Origin of the sequence: Alkalibacillus sp. S2W (genome assembly GCF_046764385.1) — a bacterium.
Taxonomy (GTDB): Bacteria; Bacillota; Bacilli; order Bacillales; family Alkalibacillaceae; genus Alkalibacillus; species Alkalibacillus almallahensis.
Map to the genome: position 1 here is coordinate 126,400 of NZ_CP177234.1, position 17,600 is coordinate 143,999.

Consider the following 17,600-nt stretch of genomic DNA (forward strand, 5'->3'; position numbering starts at 1 on the left):
CGAAAAAATGAGGGAGGTAGTCTCCTTGATCGATGTAAATAAATTTGAGTATATGAAAATTGGTTTAGCGCCATCGGAGAAAATTCGTGGATGGTCTTACGGAGAAGTTAAAAAGCCAGAAACGATTAACTACCGTACATTGAAGCCAGAGAAAGACGGTCTTTTCTGTGAGCGAATCTTTGGTCCGACTAAAGATTGGGAGTGTCACTGCGGAAAATACAAACGTGTTCGTTATAAAGGCATTGTTTGTGACCGCTGTGGCGTTGAAGTAACGAAAGCAACCGTTCGACGTGAGCGTATGGGGCATCTTGAATTAGCTGCCCCTGTCTCTCATATCTGGTATTTCAAAGGTATTCCGAGCCGTATGGGCTTAGTTCTTGATCTGTCACCTCGTGCTTTAGAAGAAGTGATTTATTTCGCTTCATATATCGTGACAGAACCAGGTAACACCCCACTTGAAAAGAAACAATTGCTTTCTGAGAAAGAGTACCGTGCTTATTATGATAAATACGGCAAGTCTTTCCAAGCTCATATGGGTGCAGAAGCAATTCGTAAACTACTTCATAGTGTTGATTTAGAATCTGAAGTAGAAGAGTTAAAAGTAGAATTGAAAACAGCGCAAGGTCAGCGCCGTACACGTGCGATTAAGCGGCTTGAAGTACTTGAATCATTCCGTAACTCAGGAAATGATCCAGCTTGGATGGTATTGGATGTTTTACCAATCATTCCTCCAGAATTACGTCCAATGGTTCAATTAGACGGAGGCCGTTTTGCGACATCAGACCTTAATGATCTTTACCGTCGTGTAATTAATCGTAACAATCGTTTGAAGCGCTTATTAGATTTAGGTGCACCAACGATTATCGTGCAAAACGAGAAGCGTATGTTACAGGAATCAGTTGACGCATTAATCGATAATGGTCGTCGCGGTCGTCCAGTAACAGGACCAGGAAACCGTCCACTTAAATCACTTTCACACATGCTGAAAGGTAAGCAAGGTCGTTTCCGTCAAAATTTACTTGGTAAGCGTGTTGACTATTCAGGTCGTTCAGTTATCGTTGTTGGCCCGAACTTAAAGATGTATCAATGTGGTTTACCTAAAGAAATGGCGATTGAATTATTCAAACCATTCGTCATGCGTGAACTTGTTGATCGTGGTTTAGCGCATAATATCAAATCAGCTAAGCGAAACATTGAACGCTTACGCCCAGAAATCTGGGATGTGCTTGAAGATGTGATTAAAGATCACCCTGTGATGTTAAACCGTGCACCAACATTGCACCGTTTAGGTATTCAATCATTTGAGCCAGTCCTTGTTGAAGGACGTGCGATTCGTTTACACCCACTCGCATGTACAGCTTATAACGCTGACTTCGACGGTGACCAAATGGCGGTACACGTTCCGCTTTCACAAGAAGCGCAGGCAGAAGCGCGTGTATTAATGCTTGCAGCGCAAAACATCCTGAACCCGAAAGATGGTAAGCCAGTTGTTACACCATCTCAGGACATGGTATTAGGTAACTATTACTTAACATTAGAGCGAGAAAATGCGCTTAATGAAGGTAAAGTTTTCTCAACACCATCTGAAGCGTTAACTGCTTATAATAATGGTTATGTTCATTTACACAGCCGTATCGGTGTTTATGCAGGATCGTTAAATAAACCGCAATTTACCGAAGAACAAAATCGTAAAGTGTTGTTAACAACTGTTGGTAAGATTATCTTCAACGAAATCTTGCCGGATTCATTCCCTTACATGAATGAACCGACAGCTTCTAACTTAGAGGTTGAAACACCAGATCAATATTTCATCGACCCTACAGAAGATGCAAGAGAAGTACTGCAATCACGTGATTTAGTACTACCATTCAAGAAGGGCATCTTGGGTGATATCATCGCTGAAGTCTTCAAATACTACAAGCTTTCAGAAACATCGAAAATGCTTGACCGTATGAAAGACTTAGGGTTCGAATACTCAACTAAAGCAGGTATCACAATCGGTGTTTCTGACATCGTTGTATTAGATGAAAAACAACAAATTATCGATGATGCACAAGAGAAAGTTGATAACGTTACTAAACAGTTCCGTCGTGGTTTAATCACGGAAAATGAACGTTATGATCGTGTTGTTTCAGTTTGGACAGATGCTAAAGACGATATTCAAAATCGTCTACTAGGCGCATTAGGTAACTTGAATCCGATCTATATGATGAGTGATTCTGGTGCACGTGGTAACGCCTCTAACTTTACACAGTTAGCTGGTATGCGTGGTCTGATGGCTAACCCATCTGGTAAAATCATCGAACTACCGATCAAATCGAACTTCCGTGAAGGTTTAACGGTATTAGAATACTTTATTTCAACGCACGGTGCTCGTAAAGGTCTTGCGGATACCGCACTGAAAACGGCTGACTCAGGTTACTTAACACGTCGTCTAGTCGATGTTGCGCAAGACGTGATTGTCCGCGAAGATGACTGTGGAACTGACCGAGGTATGGAAGTTAGCACTTTAAGTGAAGGTAGCGAAACAATCGTGCCACTTTATGACCGTCTAGTAGGACGTACAGCATTTCGTTCAGTGAAACATCCTGAAACAAATAACGATCTAGTTAAACGTGATGAGCTAATCACAGAAGACATTGCTAAAGAAATTGTGGAATCCGGTGTTGAGGAAGTTGTCATCCGCTCAGTCTTCACTTGTAACACACCACATGGCGCTTGTAAGAAATGTTATGGACGTAATATGGCAACAGGTGAACAAGTGGATGTTGGTGAAGCAGTTGGAATTATCGCAGCACAGTCAATCGGTGAACCTGGTACACAGCTAACCATGCGTACCTTCCACACTGGTGGTGTAGCTGGTGATGACATCACACAAGGTCTACCGCGTATCCAAGAGGTGTTCGAAGCTCGTAATCCTAAAGGTCAAGCGATCATCAGTGAAATTCACGGAACGGTTAAAGAAATTAACGAGTTCAAAGATAAGAAAGAAGTCGTTGTTCAAGGTCAAATCGAAACACGCAAGTACAACGCCATGTACAATGCGCGTATGAAAGTTGCAGAAGGTGATACTGTAAAACCAGGTGAAGCACTTGTTGAAGGTTCTATTGATCCGAAAGAATTAATTAACGTTCAAGGCTTGCAGGGTGTTCAAGAGTACTTGCTTAAAGAAGTACAAAAAGTTTACCGTATGCAAGGTGTTGAAATCAGCGATAAACACGTCGAAGTAATGGTAAGACAAATGTTACGTAAAGTACGTGTGATTGAAGGTGGTGATACAGACTTACTACCTGGATCATTAATGGAATTCCAACAGTTCAAAGAAGCGAACCACGATGTCTTAGTACAAGGTGGCCAGCCTGCTGTTGCGAAACCGATTATCCTTGGTATCACGAAAGCATCACTAGAAACAGATTCGTTCTTATCTGCTGCATCATTCCAGGAGACAACACGTGTCCTAACAGACGCAGCAATCAAAGGTAAGTATGACGAGTTAATGGGTCTGAAAGAAAACGTCATTATCGGTAAACTTGTTCCTGCTGGTACAGGTTTAGATCGTTACAGAAACCTCAAACATGTAAAAAACGAACCGGATGTAGACGTTAAAAACGTAGAAGAAGTTCAAGCAGAAGAGGTTACAACAGAGTCATAATTAGTAAGGTGAAGATGAGCATCGTCGCCGGGCGGCGCGATGCTCTACTTATCTTAATGAAAATGCTAACAGGTTGGTCGCACCCTAATTTAAAAATCACCATGTTTTTCTACATTTTTCGTTGACACAATAGTCATGCAGTGATAATATATCAAAGGTGCTTCATTTAACCTTGTTGCTTTGGAGGATGAAAGATGTCTTATGAAAAAGTACTCAAGGCACAAAAACGTTTAAAAATTGGAGCAAAACAAGTGCAAAAAGCTATTAAACATGGCGAAGCACTAGAAGTCGTGATTGCAACTGATGCAGAGCGACATGTGACAAATAAAATTGTTGATGTTGCTGATGATCATCAAATCCCAGTAATTGAAGTTGATTCGATGAAAGAATTAGGTCAAGCAAGTGGGATCGATGTTAATGCAGCGACGGTGGCAATAACAAAGTAACTTTATATGCTGATGCATGTAAGTTTCTTTTTTGCCTTTTTATGAACCACCTGGATGTGTGGAATTACAAAAAGAACGAAGGGAGGATATATAATGCCTACTATTAATCAATTAGTACGTAAAGGACGTAAGACTAAACGAGCAGGTTCAGACGCGCCAGCGTTGAACAAAGGTTACGACTCTCAAAAGAATCGTCAGACGCATAACCCTGCCCCTCAAAAACGTGGTGTGTGTACACGTGTTGCAACAATGACACCGAAGAAGCCAAACTCATCACTTCGTAAATATGCACGTGTGCGTTTATCAAACCAAATTGAGGTTACAGCTTACATCCCTGGTATCGGCCACAACTTACAAGAACACAGCGTTGTTCTAATTCGTGGTGGACGTGTTAAAGACTTACCAGGTGTCCGTTATCACATTGTTCGCGGTGCATTAGACACTGCAGGTGTTGAAGGACGTAAACAAGGACGTTCTAAGTATGGTACGAAACGCCCTAAAGCTAAAAAATAAACAATAAATGATGATGAATGAAGGGAGGCTAACATATGTCACGTAAAGGTGCAGTTCCAAAAAGAGACGTAATACCTGATCCGATTCACAACTCTAAGTTAGTGACTCGTTTAATCAATCAAATCATGATTGATGGTAAGAAAGGTACAGCACAAAAAATCTTATACGCTGCGTTTGACTTAGTCGAACAACGTAGTGGTCAAAATCCTATGGACGTATTCGAAGAAGCTATGAAAAACGTCATGCCAGTACTTGAGGTGCGCGCACGTCGTGTTGGTGGTTCCAACTATCAAGTACCTGTAGAGGTTCGTGCAGAACGTCGTCAGGCACTAGGTCTTCGTTTCATCGTTAACTACTCTCGTTTACGCGGTGAGAAAACGATGGAAGAACGTCTTGCGAATGAAATTTTAGATGCATCCAATAATACAGGTGCAGCGGTTAGACGCCGTGAAGAAATGCATAAAATGGCAGAAGCGAACAAAGCATTCGCTCACTATCGTTGGTAATCAATCAATTATAAATCCAATCACAGGAAGGAGACATTATTATGCCAAGAGAGTTCTCCTTAGACAAGTATCGTAACATTGGAATCATGGCACACATCGATGCTGGTAAAACGACAGCTACTGAGCGTATCTTGTATTACACAGGACGTATTCATAAGCTGGGAGAGACTCACGAAGGTGCTTCTCAAATGGACTGGATGACCCAAGAACAAGATCGTGGTATCACGATTACTTCTGCGGCAACAACAGCCCAATGGAATGACCATCGTATTAATATTATCGATACTCCAGGACACGTGGACTTCACAGTAGAAGTTGAACGTTCATTGCGTGTTCTTGACGGTTCGGTTGCTTTACTAGACGCACAGTCAGGTGTTGAACCACAAACAGAGACTGTTTGGCGACAAGCGACGACTTACGGAGTTCCACGTGTTGTTTTCATTAACAAAATGGACAAAGTAGGTGCTGACTACCTATACTCTGTAAGTACGTTAAAAGACCGTTTAGGTGCAAACGCACACCCAATTCAGTTACCAATTGGTGCTGAAGATCACTTTGAAGGAATTATCGACCTTGTAACTATGCAAGCGTATTTCTATGAAGATGATTTAGGTACGCGTGCTTACGCAACAGAAATTCCTGATGACTATAAGGAACAAGCGGATGAGTATCGTGCTTCATTAGTCGAAGCAGTTGCTGAATTAGATGAAGATTTAATGATGAAATATCTAGAAGGTGAAGACTTCACAACGGAAGAACTAAAAAGTGCAATCCGTCAAGCGACTTGTGACGTTGAATTCTACCCAGTACTTGTAGGTTCAGCATTCAAGAACAAAGGTGTTCAATTACTACTAGATGCTGTCATTGATTATCTACCTTCACCGTTAGATGTTCCAGCAATTGAAGGTTTCAAACCAGATACTGAAGAAGAGGTTATTCGTAAGTCTGATGACAGCGAGCCATTCTCAGCACTAGCATTCAAGGTTATGACAGACCCTTACGTTGGTAAGTTGACGTTCTTCCGTGTTTATTCAGGAACACTTAAGAGTGGTTCTTACGTTAAGAACGCAACGAAAGATAAACGTGAGCGTGTAGGTCGTATCCTACAAATGCATGCGAACCACCGTGAAGAAGTTCCGGAAGTTTACGCTGGTGACATCGCAGGCGGTGTCGGTTTGAAAGACACAGCAACAGGAGATACACTAACTGATGAGAAAAATTTAGTTATCCTTGAATCAATGGAATTCCCTGACCCAGTAATTGCTGTTGCAATCGAGCCTAAATCAAAAGCAGACCAAGACAAGATGGGTATTGCTTTAGCTAAGCTTGCAGAAGAAGATCCAACATTCCAGACGGAAACTAACGAAGAGACAGGTCAGACGATTATCCACGGTATGGGTGAGCTTCACTTAGACGTTATCGTTGACCGCTTGAAATTAGAATTCAAGGTAGAAGCTAACATTGGTTCACCACAAGTTGCTTACCGCGAAACATTCCGCGCTTCTGCAGAAGTTGAAGGTAAGTTCGTGCGCCAATCAGGTGGTCGTGGACAATACGGTCACGTTTGGGTTAAATTCGAACCAAACGAAGAAGGTGCTGGTTACGAATTCCACGATAAAATCGTTGGTGGTGTTGTTCCAAAAGAATACATTCCGTCAGTTGATCAAGGTATTCGCGAAACACTAGAAAATGGTGTTTTAGCTGGTTATCCATTAATCGACGTAAAAGCAACACTATTTGATGGTTCTTACCATGATGTTGACTCTAACGAAACAGCGTTTAAAGTTGCAGCATCTATGGCTCTTAAAGAAGCAAAAGCTAAATGTAAGCCTGTTCTTCTTGAACCAATGATGAAAGTAGAAATCGTTGTGCCAGAAGAATACATGGGTGATATCATGGGTGATGTCACATCTCGTCGTGGACGTGTAGAAGGCATGGGTACTCGTGGCCCAGCATCAGTTGTTGATGCATTCGTACCACTTTCAGAGATGTTCGGTTATGCGACATCACTACGTTCGAACACGCAAGGTCGTGGATCGTACACAATGCATTTCAGCCACTATGAAGAAGTTCCTAAATCAATTTCAGAAGAAATTATTAAGAAAAATAGTGGTGAATAATTGATTTTTTAACCCGAATCACTTATAAAAGGTATTGTAAGGAGTTATCTTTCGAGAGACACTCTCGGAAGATAAACCCACAATATAAATTAATTAATAATTATTTACCTTAAGGAGGAAATATAAATGGCAAAAGAAAAATTTGACCGCTCCAAATCCCACGTTAACATTGGGACAATTGGTCACGTTGACCACGGAAAAACTACTTTAACAGCAGCAATCACGACAGTACTTAACAAACAATCAGGTGCAGGGGACGTAATGGCTTACGATCAGATCGACGGTGCTCCTGAAGAGCAAGAGCGTGGAATTACAATTTCAACAGCTCACGTTGAGTACGAAACAGCAAACCGTCACTATGCACACGTTGACTGTCCAGGTCACGCTGACTATGTTAAAAACATGATTACAGGTGCAGCACAAATGGACGGTGCAATCTTAGTTGTATCAGCAGCTGACGGTCCAATGCCACAAACTCGTGAGCACATCCTACTTTCTCGTCAGGTTGGTGTACCAGCAATTGTTGTATTCCTTAACAAGTGCGACATGGTAGACGACGAAGAGCTTCTAGAACTAGTAGAAATGGAAGTTCGTGACCTACTAGGCGAATATGACTTCCCTGGTGACGACATTCCAGTTGTTAAAGGTTCTGCTCTTATGGCAATCGAAGGTAATGAAGAGTATGAAAATGCTATCATCGAACTAATGGAAGCTGTTGACAGCTACATTCCAAACCCAGAGCGCGATACTGATAAGCCATTCATGATGCCAGTTGAGGACGTATTCTCAATCACAGGCCGTGGTACAGTTGCAACAGGCCGTGTTGAGCGTGGTCAGGTATCAGTTGGTGACGATGTTGAAATCATCGGTATGGCTGAAGAATCAAGCAAGACAACAGTTACAGGTGTTGAAATGTTCCGTAAGCTTCTAGACTATGCTGAAGCTGGTGATAACATTGGTGCACTACTACGTGGTGTTAGCCGTGAAGAAATCAGCCGTGGCCAAGTACTAGCTAAGCCTGGTTCAATCACACCACACACTGAATTCAAAGCTGAAGTTTATGTTCTATCAAAAGACGAAGGTGGTCGTCATACACCATTCTTCTCTAACTATCGCCCACAGTTCTACTTCCGTACAACGGACGTAACTGGTGTTATCCAACTACCTGAAGGAGTAGAAATGGTTATGCCTGGCGATAACGTAGAAATGGACGTTGAACTTATTTCACCAATCGCGATTGAAGAAGGTACTAAATTCTCAATCCGTGAAGGTGGCCGTACAGTAGGTGCGGGCGTTGTTTCTACTATCGTTAAGTAATAACGATATTATGGATCATATCTAATAAAGCTACCAGCTACGGCTGGTAGCTTTTCTTATGAAAACTATTGGTTAATGAAACTCAACGATCTCAGAAACAATCACTCAAGAATTCTGAATATTAATCTATGGCTTGAAATCAAAGACCCAGCTTTGTATAATAATTTGAGTGGCTGTGATGAGAAATATAGTATTTTTCCTTGAAATCTTAGAGGATGTTTACTATAATTTAAATGTTGCAGTCAAACAAGGCGATGAAGTGGAAGGTTGCCGACACACCCGGCCCCTTTGCCATGGCAAGGTGTGGGGAAAATTTCCGCGGAGAATGTCTGTTGAAAAGATAGGCGACAAAGGAGGGAAAGTAATGGCAAACGAAAAGATCCGTATCAGATTAAAAGCGTATGAACACAAGATTTTAGATCAGTCAGCTGAGAAAATCGTGGACACGGCAAAACGCGCTGGAGCAGAGGTGTCTGGTCCAATTCCATTGCCGACAGAACGCTCTGTTTATACAATCTTACGTGGTACACATAAGTACAAAGATGCTCGTGAGCAATTTGAGATGCGTACACATAAGCGTTTGATTGATATTTTGAGCCCAACACCACAAACAGTGGATTCATTGATGCGTTTAGATTTACCGTCTGGCGTAGACATTGAAATTAAATTATAAATTTTTAGGAGGTGTGACGGATGACGCAAGGAATCTTAGGACGCAAAATCGGTATGACGCAAGTTTTCTCTGAAAACGGTGAACAACTACCGGTCACAGTCGTTCAAGCTGAAGGTAATACTGTTCTTCAGAAGAAAACAGAAGAAAATGATGGTTACGAAGCGATCCAAGTTGGTTTCTCAAATGAAAAACCTAATCGTGTTAAGAAAGCGGAGAAAGGTCATGCTGAGAAAGCAGAAGCTGAACCTAAGCGCTTCGTTAGTGAAATCCGTGACGTGAATCTTGACGATTATGAACAAGGTCAAGTATTGAGCGTTGATATGTTTGAACCTGGACAAATGGTAGATGTCACAGGTACTTCAAAAGGTAAAGGTTTCCAAGGTGCAATCAAGCGCCATAATCAAGGTCGTGGACCTGAAACACACGGTTCCCATTTCCATCGTTCACCAGGTTCAATTGGTGTAATGGACACAGGACGTGTATTTAAAGGAATGAAAGGCCCTGGGCAAATGGGTGGAGAAACAGTTACAATCCAAAACCTTGAAGTGGTTAAGGTGGACGCTGAAAACGACTTAATCCTTATTAAAGGTAATGTTCCAGGCGCTAAAAAATCTTACGTAAAAATTTCAAGTGCAGTTAAGGCGTAACAATAACTAACGAAGGGAGGAAATGTCATGCCTAAAGTAGCACTATATAACCAAACGGGTTCTCAAGTTGGCGATGCTGAACTTGCAGAGAACGTATTTGGTATTGAGCCGAATGAAGTTGTCTTACACGACGCTGTTGTTATGCAACAAGCAAACTTGCGTCAAGGAACTCATAAAGTAAAAGGTCGCTCAGAAGTTAGCGGTGGTGGACGTAAACCATGGCGCCAAAAGGGTACTGGTCGTGCACGTCACGGATCAATTCGCTCACCTCAATGGGTTGGTGGCGGAACTGCGTTTGGCCCTACACCACGTAGCTACAGCTACAAGCTACCTAAGAAAGTTCGTCGTTTAGCGCTATTATCAGCGTTAGCTTCAAAAGTGAAGTCAGACGAGATCTATGTGCTAGACGAATTAAACTTCGAAGCACCGAAAACAAAAGAAGTTGTTACATTGCTAAGCAATCTTAATATCGATGGTAAAGCACTGATCGTAACAGCTAATGAAAACGAAAACGTTGCTCTATCAGCTAACAACCTTCAAGGAGTTGAAGTGTTAACAGTTGATGACATCAATGTTTTAGATTTAATGAAGCATGACGCGCTGCTAATCACTAAAGAAGCAGCTGAACAAGCAGGGGAGGTGCTTTCATAATGAAAGAGGCAAGAGATATCATTAAGCGCCCAATCATTACCGAACACTCTGCGGATTTGATGGCTGAGAAAAAATATACATTCGAAGTATTGAAATCAGCTAACAAAACAGAAATCAAAAATGCAGTAGAAGAAATTTTCAATGTTAAAGTTGAAAAAGTTAATACCATTAACGTTAAAGGTAAGTTTAGAAGAATGGGTCGTTACGGTGGCTACCGCCCTGACCGTAAAAAAGCGATCGTTCAACTCACTGAAGACAGTGAAGAGCTAGACTTCTTTGAAACAGTATAATAAATAATTTACTAAAAGGAGGGAAATCACGATGGCGATTAAAAAGTATAAACCAACCACAAATGGACGTCGCTTTATGACAACATTGACAAATGAAGAGATCACGACGTCCACGCCGGAAAAATCCTTACTTGCGCCGCTTAAAAACAAAGCAGGTCGTAACAACCAAGGGAGAATTTCCACTCGTCATCAAGGTGGAGGACATAAGCGCAAGTATCGTATCATCGATTTCAAGCGTGACAAAGATGGTATACCAGGACACGTTGCTACGATCGAATACGATCCGAACCGTTCAGCAAACATTGCACTAATCCATTATGCTGATGGTGAAAAACGCTATATCCTAGCACCTAGAGGTCTAAAAGTAGGCCAAGAAATTCAATCAGGTGAGCAAGCAGATATTAAAACAGGTAATGCATTACCTCTAAAAGATATTCCAGTCGGTACTACTGTTCATAATGTTGAACTTAAACCAGGTCACGGTGGCCAATTAGTTCGTTCAGCAGGTGCACAAGCTCAAGTGCTTGGACGTGAAGAGAAATATGTACTTGTTCGTTTAGCGTCTGGTGAAACTCGCCGTATCCTAGGTACTTGCCGTGCAACAATCGGTCAAGTTGGTAACAACGAACATGAACTAGTCAGAGTCGGTAAAGCTGGTCGTAGTCGTTGGAAAGGCGTTCGCCCTACAGTACGCGGTTCTGTTATGAACCCTAGTGATCACCCACACGGTGGTGGTGAAGGACGCGCACCAATCGGTATGCCTTCTCCAGTTACACCATGGGGCAAACCAACACTTGGTTACAAAACGCGTAAACGTAATAAAGACTCAGACAAATATATTGTCCGTCGTCGTAAGAAGAAGAAGAAATAATGCTGCTAAGCAACATGTTGCTTAAACATGAAGGGAGGCTTATTAATGGGTCGTAGTTTGAAAAAAGGACCTTTCGCAGACGATCATCTGATGAAAAAAGTCGAGAAATTAAATGAATCAAACGATAAACAAGTTATTAAGACTTGGTCACGTCGTTCTACCATTTTCCCACAGTTCGTAGGACACACATTCGCTGTTTACGACGGTCGTAAACATGTCCCTGTTTATGTGACTGAAGACATGGTCGGTCATAAATTAGGTGAATTTGCGCCAACACGAACGTTTAAAGGTCACGCAGGTGACGATAAGAAAACAAAACGCTAGATGAGAGGAGGTTTGCATGATGCAACAAGCTAAAGCTGTAGCTAAAACGGTTCGTATCGCTCCTCGTAAGGCTCGTTTAGTTATCGATTTAATTCGAGGAAAAGATGTAGGCGAAGCTATCGCAACACTTAAGCACACAAACCGTGCAGCGACACCAGACATTGAAAAAGTATTAAACTCTGCTATCGCAAACGCAGAACACAATTATGAATTAGATGTTGATAACTTAGTTGTTTCTGAAGCATACGTTAATGAAGGCGTAACACTTAAACGTTTCCGCCCACGTGCACAAGGCCGTGCAACTGCTATTAACAAGCGCACAAGCCACATTACAGTCGTGGTATCAGAAAAGAAGGAGGGATAAATAGTGGGTCAAAAAATTAACCCGAAAGGTCTTCGTGTCGGTATCATTCGTGACTGGGAGTCAAAATGGTACGCTGAGCAAGAATACGCAGATCTTTTACATGAAGACATTAAAATTCGTGAATATATTACAGAGCGCTTAAAAGACTCAAGCGTTTCACAAGTTGATATTGAACGCGCTGCAAACCGTGTTAACATTTCTGTTCATACCGCTAAGCCAGGAATGGTCATTGGTAAAGGTGGTTCAGAAGTTGAAAACTTACGTAATGAACTAAACCATTTAACTGGTAAACGTGTTCATATCAACATTGTAGAAGTTAAGAAACCTGAACTAGATGCAACATTAGTTGCTGAAAATATTGCACGTCAGTTAGAGAATCGTGTTTCTTTCCGTCGTGTACAAAAACAAGCTATTCAACGCGCTATGCGTTCAGGAGCTAAAGGTGTTAAAACACAAGTTTCTGGTCGTCTAGGCGGAGCGGATATGGCTCGTATCGAACAATATAGCGAAGGAACTGTTCCACTTCACACTCTTCGTGCAGACATCGATTACGGTAATGCAGAAGCTGACACTACTTACGGTAAGTTAGGTGTTAAAGTGTGGATCTATCGTGGTGAAGTCCTTCCAACAAAAAATGATGGATAAGGAAGGAGGATCAGCAATATGTTAATGCCTAAACGCGTTAAATATCGTAAGCCACACCGTACTAGCCTTAAAGGTAAAGCCAAAGGTGGTACAGAGGTGACATTCGGTGAATATGGCTTACAAGCTCTTGAAGGTGAATGGATTACAAGTCGTCAAATCGAGGCTGCTCGTATTGCAATGACTCGTTATATGAAACGTGGCGGTAAAGTCTGGATCAAGATCTTCCCAGATAAGCCAAAAACAGCTAAACCATTAGAAGTACGTATGGGTTCCGGTAAAGGTGCTCCAGAAGGCTGGGTAGCTGTCGTAAAACCAGGAAAGATTATGTTTGAAGTAGCAGGTGTAAGTGAAGAGGTTGCTCGTGAAGCACTACGTCTTGCATCGCACAAACTTCCAGTAAAAACGAAGTTCGTAAAACGTGAAGAAATTGGTGGTGATAGCAATGAAAGCTAATGAAATCAGAGAACTAACCACTGCCGAAATTGAACAAAAGGTCAAATCATTAAAAGAAGAACTGTTTAACCTACGCTTCCAACTTGCTACGGGACAGTTAGAGAACACTGTACGTATCCGTGAAGTACGCAAGTCAATTGCACGTATGAAAACAGTGATTCGTGAAAGAGAAATCGGCGTAAATAATCGATAATTGAGAGGAGGTTACCTCGATGGCTGATCGTAATTCTCGTAAGGTCTATAGTGGTCGTGTTGTTTCTGACAAAATGGACAAAACAATCACGGTTTTAGTTGAGACTTATAAGTTCCACCCACTATACGGCAAACGTGTTAAATATTCTAAGAAATTCAAAACACATGACGAAAACAACCAAGCTAAGAAAGGCGACGTCGTTCGTATTATGGAAACACGTCCTTTATCAGCTAGCAAACGTTTCCGTCTAGTAGATATCGTAGAAGAAGCTGTTGTTATTTAATAAAGTTCACTCGGAGTATTTCCGAAGGGAGGTAGCAATTGTATGATCCAAGAAGAAAGTACTTTAAAAGTAGCTGATAATTCTGGTGCCCGTGAAGTACAAACGATCAAAGTACTAGGTGGTTCAGGACGTAAAACAGCGAATATTGGTGATGTTGTCGTTTGCACAGTGAAACAAGCAACACCAGGAGGCGTTGTTAAAAAAAGCGAAGTCGTAAGAGCTGTTATTGTTCGCTCTAAGAGAGGCGTACGTCGTAAAGACGGTTCATATATTCGTTTTGATGAAAACGCTGCTGTTATCGTACGTGACGATAAAAGCCCACGCGGAACACGTATCTTCGGACCTGTTGCACGTGAACTACGTGAAAACAAATTCATGAAGATCGTTTCCCTAGCGCCAGAAGTTTTATAATAGAGAAAATAAAGCCTTGTTAAGGAGGTGCACGATTCATGCATGTAAAAAAAGGCGACAAAGTTAAAGTCATTTCCGGTAAAGACAAAGGAAAAGAAGGCACTGTTTTAGAATCATTTCCTAAGAAGGAACGCGTTGTGGTAGAAGGTGTTAACTACATGAAGAAACACTCTCAACCATCTCAAGAAAATCCACAGGGCGGAATTTTAAACCAAGAAGCGCCAATTCATGTTTCTAACGTGATGCCTGTCGACCCGAACACAAATGAACCAACCCGTGTTGGCCATGAAGTACGTGACGGTAAGAAAGTTCGCATCGCAAAGAAATCTGGTGAACCTTTAGATAAATAGTTTTGTGAGGAAAGGAGGTCTACTTGATGAACGCACTTAAAAAGCAGTACAAAGAAGAAGTTGTACCTAGTTTAATGAATAAATTTGAATATGATTCAGTTATGCAAGCACCTGAAATTGAAAAGATTGTGATCAACATGGGTGTTGGCGACGCTGTTCAGAATTCAAAAGCGTTAGATAACGCTGTAGAAGAATTAGAATTAATTTCCGGTCAGAAACCGGTGATTACAAAAGCGAAGAAATCTATTGCTGGATTCCGTCTTCGTCAAGGTAATCCAATCGGAGCTAAAGTAACACTACGTGGTGAGCGTATGTACGAGTTCCTTCATAAGCTTATTGCTGTTTCACTACCACGTGTACGTGACTTCCGTGGTATCTCAAGCAAAGCATTTGATGGACGCGGTAACTACACACTAGGTGTTAAAGAACAGTTGATTTTCCCGGAAATTAATTACGATAAAGTTAACAAAGTACGCGGTATGGATATCGTAATTGTTACAACTGCTGACTCGGATGAAGAATCTCGTGAATTACTTTCACAATTCGGAATGCCTTTCAGACAGTAACTTTCACCTAAAGGAGGGAAAATTGTGGCTAAGAAATCAATGGTCGCGAAACAACAACGTAATCAAAAATTTAAAGTACGTGAATATACACGTTGCGAACGTTGTGGCCGTCCACATTCAGTTATTCGCAAATTTAAATTATGCCGAATTTGTTTCCGTGAATTAGCATACGAAGGACAAATTCCAGGCGTGAAAAAAGCTAGTTGGTAAGCCCAGAGTCGGGAAGGAGGTAATCAGAAATGGCAATGACAGATCCAATTGCAGATCTATTAACACGAATTCGTAACGCCAATATGGCACGTCACGATCAATTAGAAGTACCATCTTCTAACTTGAAAAAAGAAATCGTTGATATTCTAAAGCGTGAAGGTTTCATCCGTGACTACGAATTCATTGAAGATAATAAACAAGGCGTTCTACGTCTATTCTTAAAATACAGTGCTGATAGCGAGCGTGTTATTACAGGAATTAAGAAAATCAGTAAGCCAGGCCTGCGTGTTTATGTGAAATCTGATGAGGTTCCACGTGTCCTTAACGGGTTAGGTATCGCTGTTGTTTCGACATCCCACGGTGTATTAACGGATAAAGAAGCTCGTCAAAAAGCGGTAGGCGGCGAAGTGCTAGCTTACGTTTGGTAATCACTAATGAACAGTCAGGAGGTGTAATGAATGTCACGTGTAGGTTTAAAACCAATTGAAATCCCAAATGATGTTGAGGTAAGTGTTGATGGTAACGTTGTGACAGTGAAGGGTTCTAAAGGCGAACTATCACGCACGATCCATCAAGACATGGACGTTAAAATTGATGGTCAAGAGTTAACAGTCGTACGCCCAAGTGAAAAACAAGCACACCGCGCAATCCACGGTACTACTCGTAGTAATATTGCTAACATGATTGAAGGTGTTTCTAAAGGTTTCGAAAAAGCTTTAGAAATCTATGGTGTTGGTTACCGTGCGCAAATGCAAGGTGAAAAGCTTGTCGTAAACGCTGGTTACTCTCATCCAGTTGAAATCGACCCGATCGAAGGTGTCGATATCGAATGTCCTACGAATACACGTATTGTAATCAAAGGAATCGATAAAGAAAGAGTCGGTGCGGCAGCAGCTAACATCCGTTCAATTCGTACACCTGAACCTTACAAAGGTAAAGGTCTTCGTTATGAAAATGAACATGTACGCACTAAAGAAGGTAAGAGTGCTAAATAATTTCCGTTAAGAGACAGAAAGGAGTGACCTAGATGATTACGAAGCAAGATAAGAACGCTGCTCGTAAAAAGCGTCATACCCGTGTTCGTCGCGATTTAGTCGGTACATCTGAGCGTCCACGCTTAAATGTTTACCGTTCAAATAAACACATCTATGCACAACTAATTGATGACTTTGCTGGAGTAACAGTTGCAAGTGCTTCTACAGTTGATCAAGAATTCAACGGAGAAGCAACTGGAAATGTTGAAGCTGCAAAACAAGTCGGTGAATTAGTCGCTAAACGTGCAACAGATAAAGGTTATCAATCCGTTGTTTTCGATCGTGGTGGTTACTTATACCATGGCCGAGTAGCAGCATTAGCTGATGCTGCACGCGAAACAGGATTAGAATTTTAATTAAGTTATAAAGGAGGGAAAAGCATGCATACACAAATCGATCCAAGTAAGCTTGATATTGAAGAACGTGTCGTTACGGTTAATCGTGTCGCAAAAGTTGTGAAGGGTGGTCGCCGTTTCCGTTTCACAGCACTTGTTGTTGTCGGTGACAAAAATGGTCACGTTGGTTTCGGTACTGGTAAAGCGAACGAAGTACCAGAAGCTATTCGTAAAGCGATCGAAGAAGGTAAACGTAATTTAGTACGTGTACCGATTGTTAATACAACAATTCCTCACCAAATTCATGGTCAATTTGGTTCAGGTAACATCTTACTAAAACCGGCTACTGAAGGTACAGGAGTTATTGCAGGTGGCCCAGTTCGTGCGGTGTTAGAATTAGCAGGTGTGCACGACATCCTATCGAAATCACTAGGATCTAACACACCGATTAACATGGTGCGTGCGACAATTCGAGGTTTAAGCGAACTTAAAACAGCAGAGGAAGTTGCGAGACTTCGCGGCAAATCTGTTGAGGAACTGAAAGGATAAGGAGGGATAAACATGGCTAACAAATTAGAAATTACCCTCACACGTAGTGTAATTGGCCGTAAGCAAGACCAGCGCGACACGGTTAAAGCACTAGGTCTTAATAAAATCAGACAATCAGTCGTTCATGACGATACAGAAGCGATTCGTGGCATGATCAACAAAGTATCCCACTTAGTTGAGGTAAAAGAAGCGTAAGT

General features: G+C 41.7%; 26 protein-coding genes. All 26 read left to right on the plus strand.

The window, feature by feature from the left end:
- The first annotated feature begins 25 nt into the window (after nucleotides 1–25).
- The 26 genes from rpoC to rpmD all read left to right on the plus strand — a co-directional run bounded on the left by rpoC (nucleotide 26) and on the right by rpmD (nucleotide 17,598).
- Nucleotides 26–3,652 carry a DNA-directed RNA polymerase subunit beta' gene (gene rpoC, locus ACKXGF_RS00695; protein ID WP_411954449.1) on the plus strand — a complete coding sequence of 1,209 codons (3,627 nt, stop codon included), beginning with the start codon at nucleotides 26–28 and terminating at the stop codon, nucleotides 3,650–3,652.
- 194 nt (nucleotides 3,653–3,846) lie between these two features.
- Nucleotides 3,847–4,098, plus strand: a complete 252-nt coding sequence (locus ACKXGF_RS00700) for a ribosomal L7Ae/L30e/S12e/Gadd45 family protein (protein WP_411954450.1) — start codon at nucleotides 3,847–3,849, stop codon at nucleotides 4,096–4,098.
- A 93-nt stretch (nucleotides 4,099–4,191) separates the two neighbouring features.
- Nucleotides 4,192–4,611, plus strand: coding sequence for a 30S ribosomal protein S12 (rpsL, locus tag ACKXGF_RS00705; RefSeq protein WP_167263319.1), 420 nt, complete (start codon nucleotides 4,192–4,194; stop codon nucleotides 4,609–4,611).
- A 35-nt stretch (nucleotides 4,612–4,646) separates the two neighbouring features.
- Entirely contained in the window at nucleotides 4,647–5,117 is a 471-nt protein-coding gene (rpsG, locus tag ACKXGF_RS00710) for a 30S ribosomal protein S7 (protein WP_167263321.1), read from the plus strand.
- A 41-nt stretch (nucleotides 5,118–5,158) separates the two neighbouring features.
- Entirely contained in the window at nucleotides 5,159–7,237 is a 2,079-nt protein-coding gene (gene fusA / locus ACKXGF_RS00715) for an elongation factor G (RefSeq protein WP_411954451.1), read from the plus strand.
- Nucleotides 7,238–7,363: 126 nt separating this feature from the next.
- Nucleotides 7,364–8,554, plus strand: a complete 1,191-nt coding sequence (gene tuf / locus ACKXGF_RS00720) for an elongation factor Tu (protein ID WP_411954452.1) — start codon at nucleotides 7,364–7,366, stop codon at nucleotides 8,552–8,554.
- A gap of 364 nt (nucleotides 8,555–8,918) precedes the next feature.
- Entirely contained in the window at nucleotides 8,919–9,227 is a 309-nt protein-coding gene (gene rpsJ / locus ACKXGF_RS00725) for a 30S ribosomal protein S10 (protein ID WP_306977613.1), read from the plus strand.
- A 20-nt stretch (nucleotides 9,228–9,247) separates the two neighbouring features.
- Entirely contained in the window at nucleotides 9,248–9,874 is a 627-nt protein-coding gene (gene rplC, locus ACKXGF_RS00730) for a 50S ribosomal protein L3 (RefSeq protein ID WP_306977611.1), read from the plus strand.
- Between the two features lie 27 nt (nucleotides 9,875–9,901).
- A complete protein-coding gene (gene rplD, locus ACKXGF_RS00735; RefSeq protein ID WP_411954453.1) occupies nucleotides 9,902–10,525 on the plus strand; it encodes a 50S ribosomal protein L4 in 624 nt (207 codons plus the stop codon).
- Nucleotides 10,525–10,815 carry a 50S ribosomal protein L23 gene (gene rplW, locus ACKXGF_RS00740; RefSeq protein WP_167263334.1) on the plus strand — a complete coding sequence of 97 codons (291 nt, stop codon included), beginning with the start codon at nucleotides 10,525–10,527 and terminating at the stop codon, nucleotides 10,813–10,815. The genes rplD and rplW overlap by 1 nt, the downstream gene beginning before the upstream one ends.
- 31 nt (nucleotides 10,816–10,846) lie before the next feature.
- Nucleotides 10,847–11,686, plus strand: coding sequence for a 50S ribosomal protein L2 (gene rplB / locus ACKXGF_RS00745; RefSeq protein WP_411954454.1), 840 nt, complete (start codon nucleotides 10,847–10,849; stop codon nucleotides 11,684–11,686).
- A gap of 45 nt (nucleotides 11,687–11,731) precedes the next feature.
- Nucleotides 11,732–12,010: a 30S ribosomal protein S19 gene (rpsS, locus tag ACKXGF_RS00750; protein ID WP_167263337.1), complete on the plus strand. Its 279-nt coding sequence runs from the start codon at nucleotides 11,732–11,734 to the stop codon at nucleotides 12,008–12,010.
- A 19-nt stretch (nucleotides 12,011–12,029) separates the two neighbouring features.
- A complete protein-coding gene (gene rplV / locus ACKXGF_RS00755; RefSeq protein WP_167263339.1) occupies nucleotides 12,030–12,374 on the plus strand; it encodes a 50S ribosomal protein L22 in 345 nt (114 codons plus the stop codon).
- Nucleotides 12,375–12,377: 3 nt separating this feature from the next.
- Entirely contained in the window at nucleotides 12,378–13,019 is a 642-nt protein-coding gene (rpsC, locus tag ACKXGF_RS00760) for a 30S ribosomal protein S3 (protein WP_167263341.1), read from the plus strand.
- Nucleotides 13,020–13,037: 18 nt separating this feature from the next.
- The gene (gene rplP / locus ACKXGF_RS00765; RefSeq protein WP_167263343.1) at nucleotides 13,038–13,472 is read left to right on the plus strand and encodes a 50S ribosomal protein L16; all 435 of its coding nucleotides are present in this window, start codon (nucleotides 13,038–13,040) and stop codon (nucleotides 13,470–13,472) included.
- Nucleotides 13,462–13,665, plus strand: a complete 204-nt coding sequence (gene rpmC / locus ACKXGF_RS00770) for a 50S ribosomal protein L29 (protein ID WP_167263345.1) — start codon at nucleotides 13,462–13,464, stop codon at nucleotides 13,663–13,665. The genes rplP and rpmC overlap by 11 nt, the downstream gene beginning before the upstream one ends.
- 19 nt (nucleotides 13,666–13,684) lie before the next feature.
- The gene (rpsQ, locus tag ACKXGF_RS00775; protein WP_167263347.1) at nucleotides 13,685–13,948 is read left to right on the plus strand and encodes a 30S ribosomal protein S17; all 264 of its coding nucleotides are present in this window, start codon (nucleotides 13,685–13,687) and stop codon (nucleotides 13,946–13,948) included.
- 42 nt (nucleotides 13,949–13,990) lie between these two features.
- On the plus strand, nucleotides 13,991–14,359 hold the full coding sequence (gene rplN / locus ACKXGF_RS00780; protein WP_167263349.1) for a 50S ribosomal protein L14: 369 nt from the start codon (nucleotides 13,991–13,993) through the stop codon (nucleotides 14,357–14,359).
- Nucleotides 14,360–14,397: 38 nt separating this feature from the next.
- Nucleotides 14,398–14,709, plus strand: a complete 312-nt coding sequence (gene rplX / locus ACKXGF_RS00785; RefSeq protein WP_167263352.1) for a 50S ribosomal protein L24 — start codon at nucleotides 14,398–14,400, stop codon at nucleotides 14,707–14,709.
- Nucleotides 14,710–14,735: 26 nt separating this feature from the next.
- Nucleotides 14,736–15,275, plus strand: a complete 540-nt coding sequence (gene rplE / locus ACKXGF_RS00790; protein WP_167263354.1) for a 50S ribosomal protein L5 — start codon at nucleotides 14,736–14,738, stop codon at nucleotides 15,273–15,275.
- Nucleotides 15,276–15,299: 24 nt separating this feature from the next.
- Nucleotides 15,300–15,485 carry a type Z 30S ribosomal protein S14 gene (locus ACKXGF_RS00795; RefSeq protein WP_167263356.1) on the plus strand — a complete coding sequence of 62 codons (186 nt, stop codon included), beginning with the start codon at nucleotides 15,300–15,302 and terminating at the stop codon, nucleotides 15,483–15,485.
- A gap of 29 nt (nucleotides 15,486–15,514) precedes the next feature.
- Nucleotides 15,515–15,913 (plus strand): 30S ribosomal protein S8, encoded by a 399-nt coding sequence (rpsH, locus tag ACKXGF_RS00800; RefSeq protein WP_411954455.1) that lies wholly within the window; start codon nucleotides 15,515–15,517, stop codon nucleotides 15,911–15,913.
- Nucleotides 15,914–15,943: 30 nt separating this feature from the next.
- Nucleotides 15,944–16,480, plus strand: coding sequence for a 50S ribosomal protein L6 (rplF, locus tag ACKXGF_RS00805; protein ID WP_167263360.1), 537 nt, complete (start codon nucleotides 15,944–15,946; stop codon nucleotides 16,478–16,480).
- Nucleotides 16,481–16,512: 32 nt separating this feature from the next.
- Nucleotides 16,513–16,875 (plus strand): 50S ribosomal protein L18, encoded by a 363-nt coding sequence (rplR, locus tag ACKXGF_RS00810; RefSeq protein WP_167263363.1) that lies wholly within the window; start codon nucleotides 16,513–16,515, stop codon nucleotides 16,873–16,875.
- Nucleotides 16,876–16,899: 24 nt separating this feature from the next.
- Nucleotides 16,900–17,403 (plus strand): 30S ribosomal protein S5, encoded by a 504-nt coding sequence (rpsE, locus tag ACKXGF_RS00815; protein ID WP_411954456.1) that lies wholly within the window; start codon nucleotides 16,900–16,902, stop codon nucleotides 17,401–17,403.
- 12 nt (nucleotides 17,404–17,415) lie between these two features.
- Nucleotides 17,416–17,598, plus strand: coding sequence for a 50S ribosomal protein L30 (gene rpmD, locus ACKXGF_RS00820; protein WP_167263368.1), 183 nt, complete (start codon nucleotides 17,416–17,418; stop codon nucleotides 17,596–17,598).
- Nucleotides 17,599–17,600: the final 2 nt, after the last annotated feature.

Coding starts and splice junctions, on each gene's coding strand:
- rplP (WP_167263343.1), top strand. CDS start 13,038: ATGTTAATGCCTAAACGCGTTAAATATCGTAAGCCACACCGTACTAGC.
- rplE (WP_167263354.1), top strand. CDS start 14,736: ATGAACGCACTTAAAAAGCAGTACAAAGAAGAAGTTGTACCTAGTTTA.
- rplC (WP_306977611.1), top strand. CDS start 9,248: ATGACGCAAGGAATCTTAGGACGCAAAATCGGTATGACGCAAGTTTTC.
- fusA (WP_411954451.1), top strand. CDS start 5,159: ATGCCAAGAGAGTTCTCCTTAGACAAGTATCGTAACATTGGAATCATG.
- rpsG (WP_167263321.1), top strand. CDS start 4,647: ATGTCACGTAAAGGTGCAGTTCCAAAAAGAGACGTAATACCTGATCCG.
- rpsJ (WP_306977613.1), top strand. CDS start 8,919: ATGGCAAACGAAAAGATCCGTATCAGATTAAAAGCGTATGAACACAAG.
- rplB (WP_411954454.1), top strand. CDS start 10,847: ATGGCGATTAAAAAGTATAAACCAACCACAAATGGACGTCGCTTTATG.
- rpmC (WP_167263345.1), top strand. CDS start 13,462: ATGAAAGCTAATGAAATCAGAGAACTAACCACTGCCGAAATTGAACAA.
- rplX (WP_167263352.1), top strand. CDS start 14,398: ATGCATGTAAAAAAAGGCGACAAAGTTAAAGTCATTTCCGGTAAAGAC.
- rplR (WP_167263363.1), top strand. CDS start 16,513: ATGATTACGAAGCAAGATAAGAACGCTGCTCGTAAAAAGCGTCATACC.
- rpmD (WP_167263368.1), top strand. CDS start 17,416: ATGGCTAACAAATTAGAAATTACCCTCACACGTAGTGTAATTGGCCGT.
- rpsS (WP_167263337.1), top strand. CDS start 11,732: ATGGGTCGTAGTTTGAAAAAAGGACCTTTCGCAGACGATCATCTGATG.
- rplW (WP_167263334.1), top strand. CDS start 10,525: ATGAAAGAGGCAAGAGATATCATTAAGCGCCCAATCATTACCGAACAC.
- tuf (WP_411954452.1), top strand. CDS start 7,364: ATGGCAAAAGAAAAATTTGACCGCTCCAAATCCCACGTTAACATTGGG.
- rpsH (WP_411954455.1), top strand. CDS start 15,515: ATGGCAATGACAGATCCAATTGCAGATCTATTAACACGAATTCGTAAC.
- rplF (WP_167263360.1), top strand. CDS start 15,944: ATGTCACGTGTAGGTTTAAAACCAATTGAAATCCCAAATGATGTTGAG.
- rplD (WP_411954453.1), top strand. CDS start 9,902: ATGCCTAAAGTAGCACTATATAACCAAACGGGTTCTCAAGTTGGCGAT.
- rpsQ (WP_167263347.1), top strand. CDS start 13,685: ATGGCTGATCGTAATTCTCGTAAGGTCTATAGTGGTCGTGTTGTTTCT.
- ACKXGF_RS00700 (WP_411954450.1), top strand. CDS start 3,847: ATGTCTTATGAAAAAGTACTCAAGGCACAAAAACGTTTAAAAATTGGA.
- rpsL (WP_167263319.1), top strand. CDS start 4,192: ATGCCTACTATTAATCAATTAGTACGTAAAGGACGTAAGACTAAACGA.
- rplN (WP_167263349.1), top strand. CDS start 13,991: ATGATCCAAGAAGAAAGTACTTTAAAAGTAGCTGATAATTCTGGTGCC.
- rplV (WP_167263339.1), top strand. CDS start 12,030: ATGCAACAAGCTAAAGCTGTAGCTAAAACGGTTCGTATCGCTCCTCGT.
- rpsE (WP_411954456.1), top strand. CDS start 16,900: ATGCATACACAAATCGATCCAAGTAAGCTTGATATTGAAGAACGTGTC.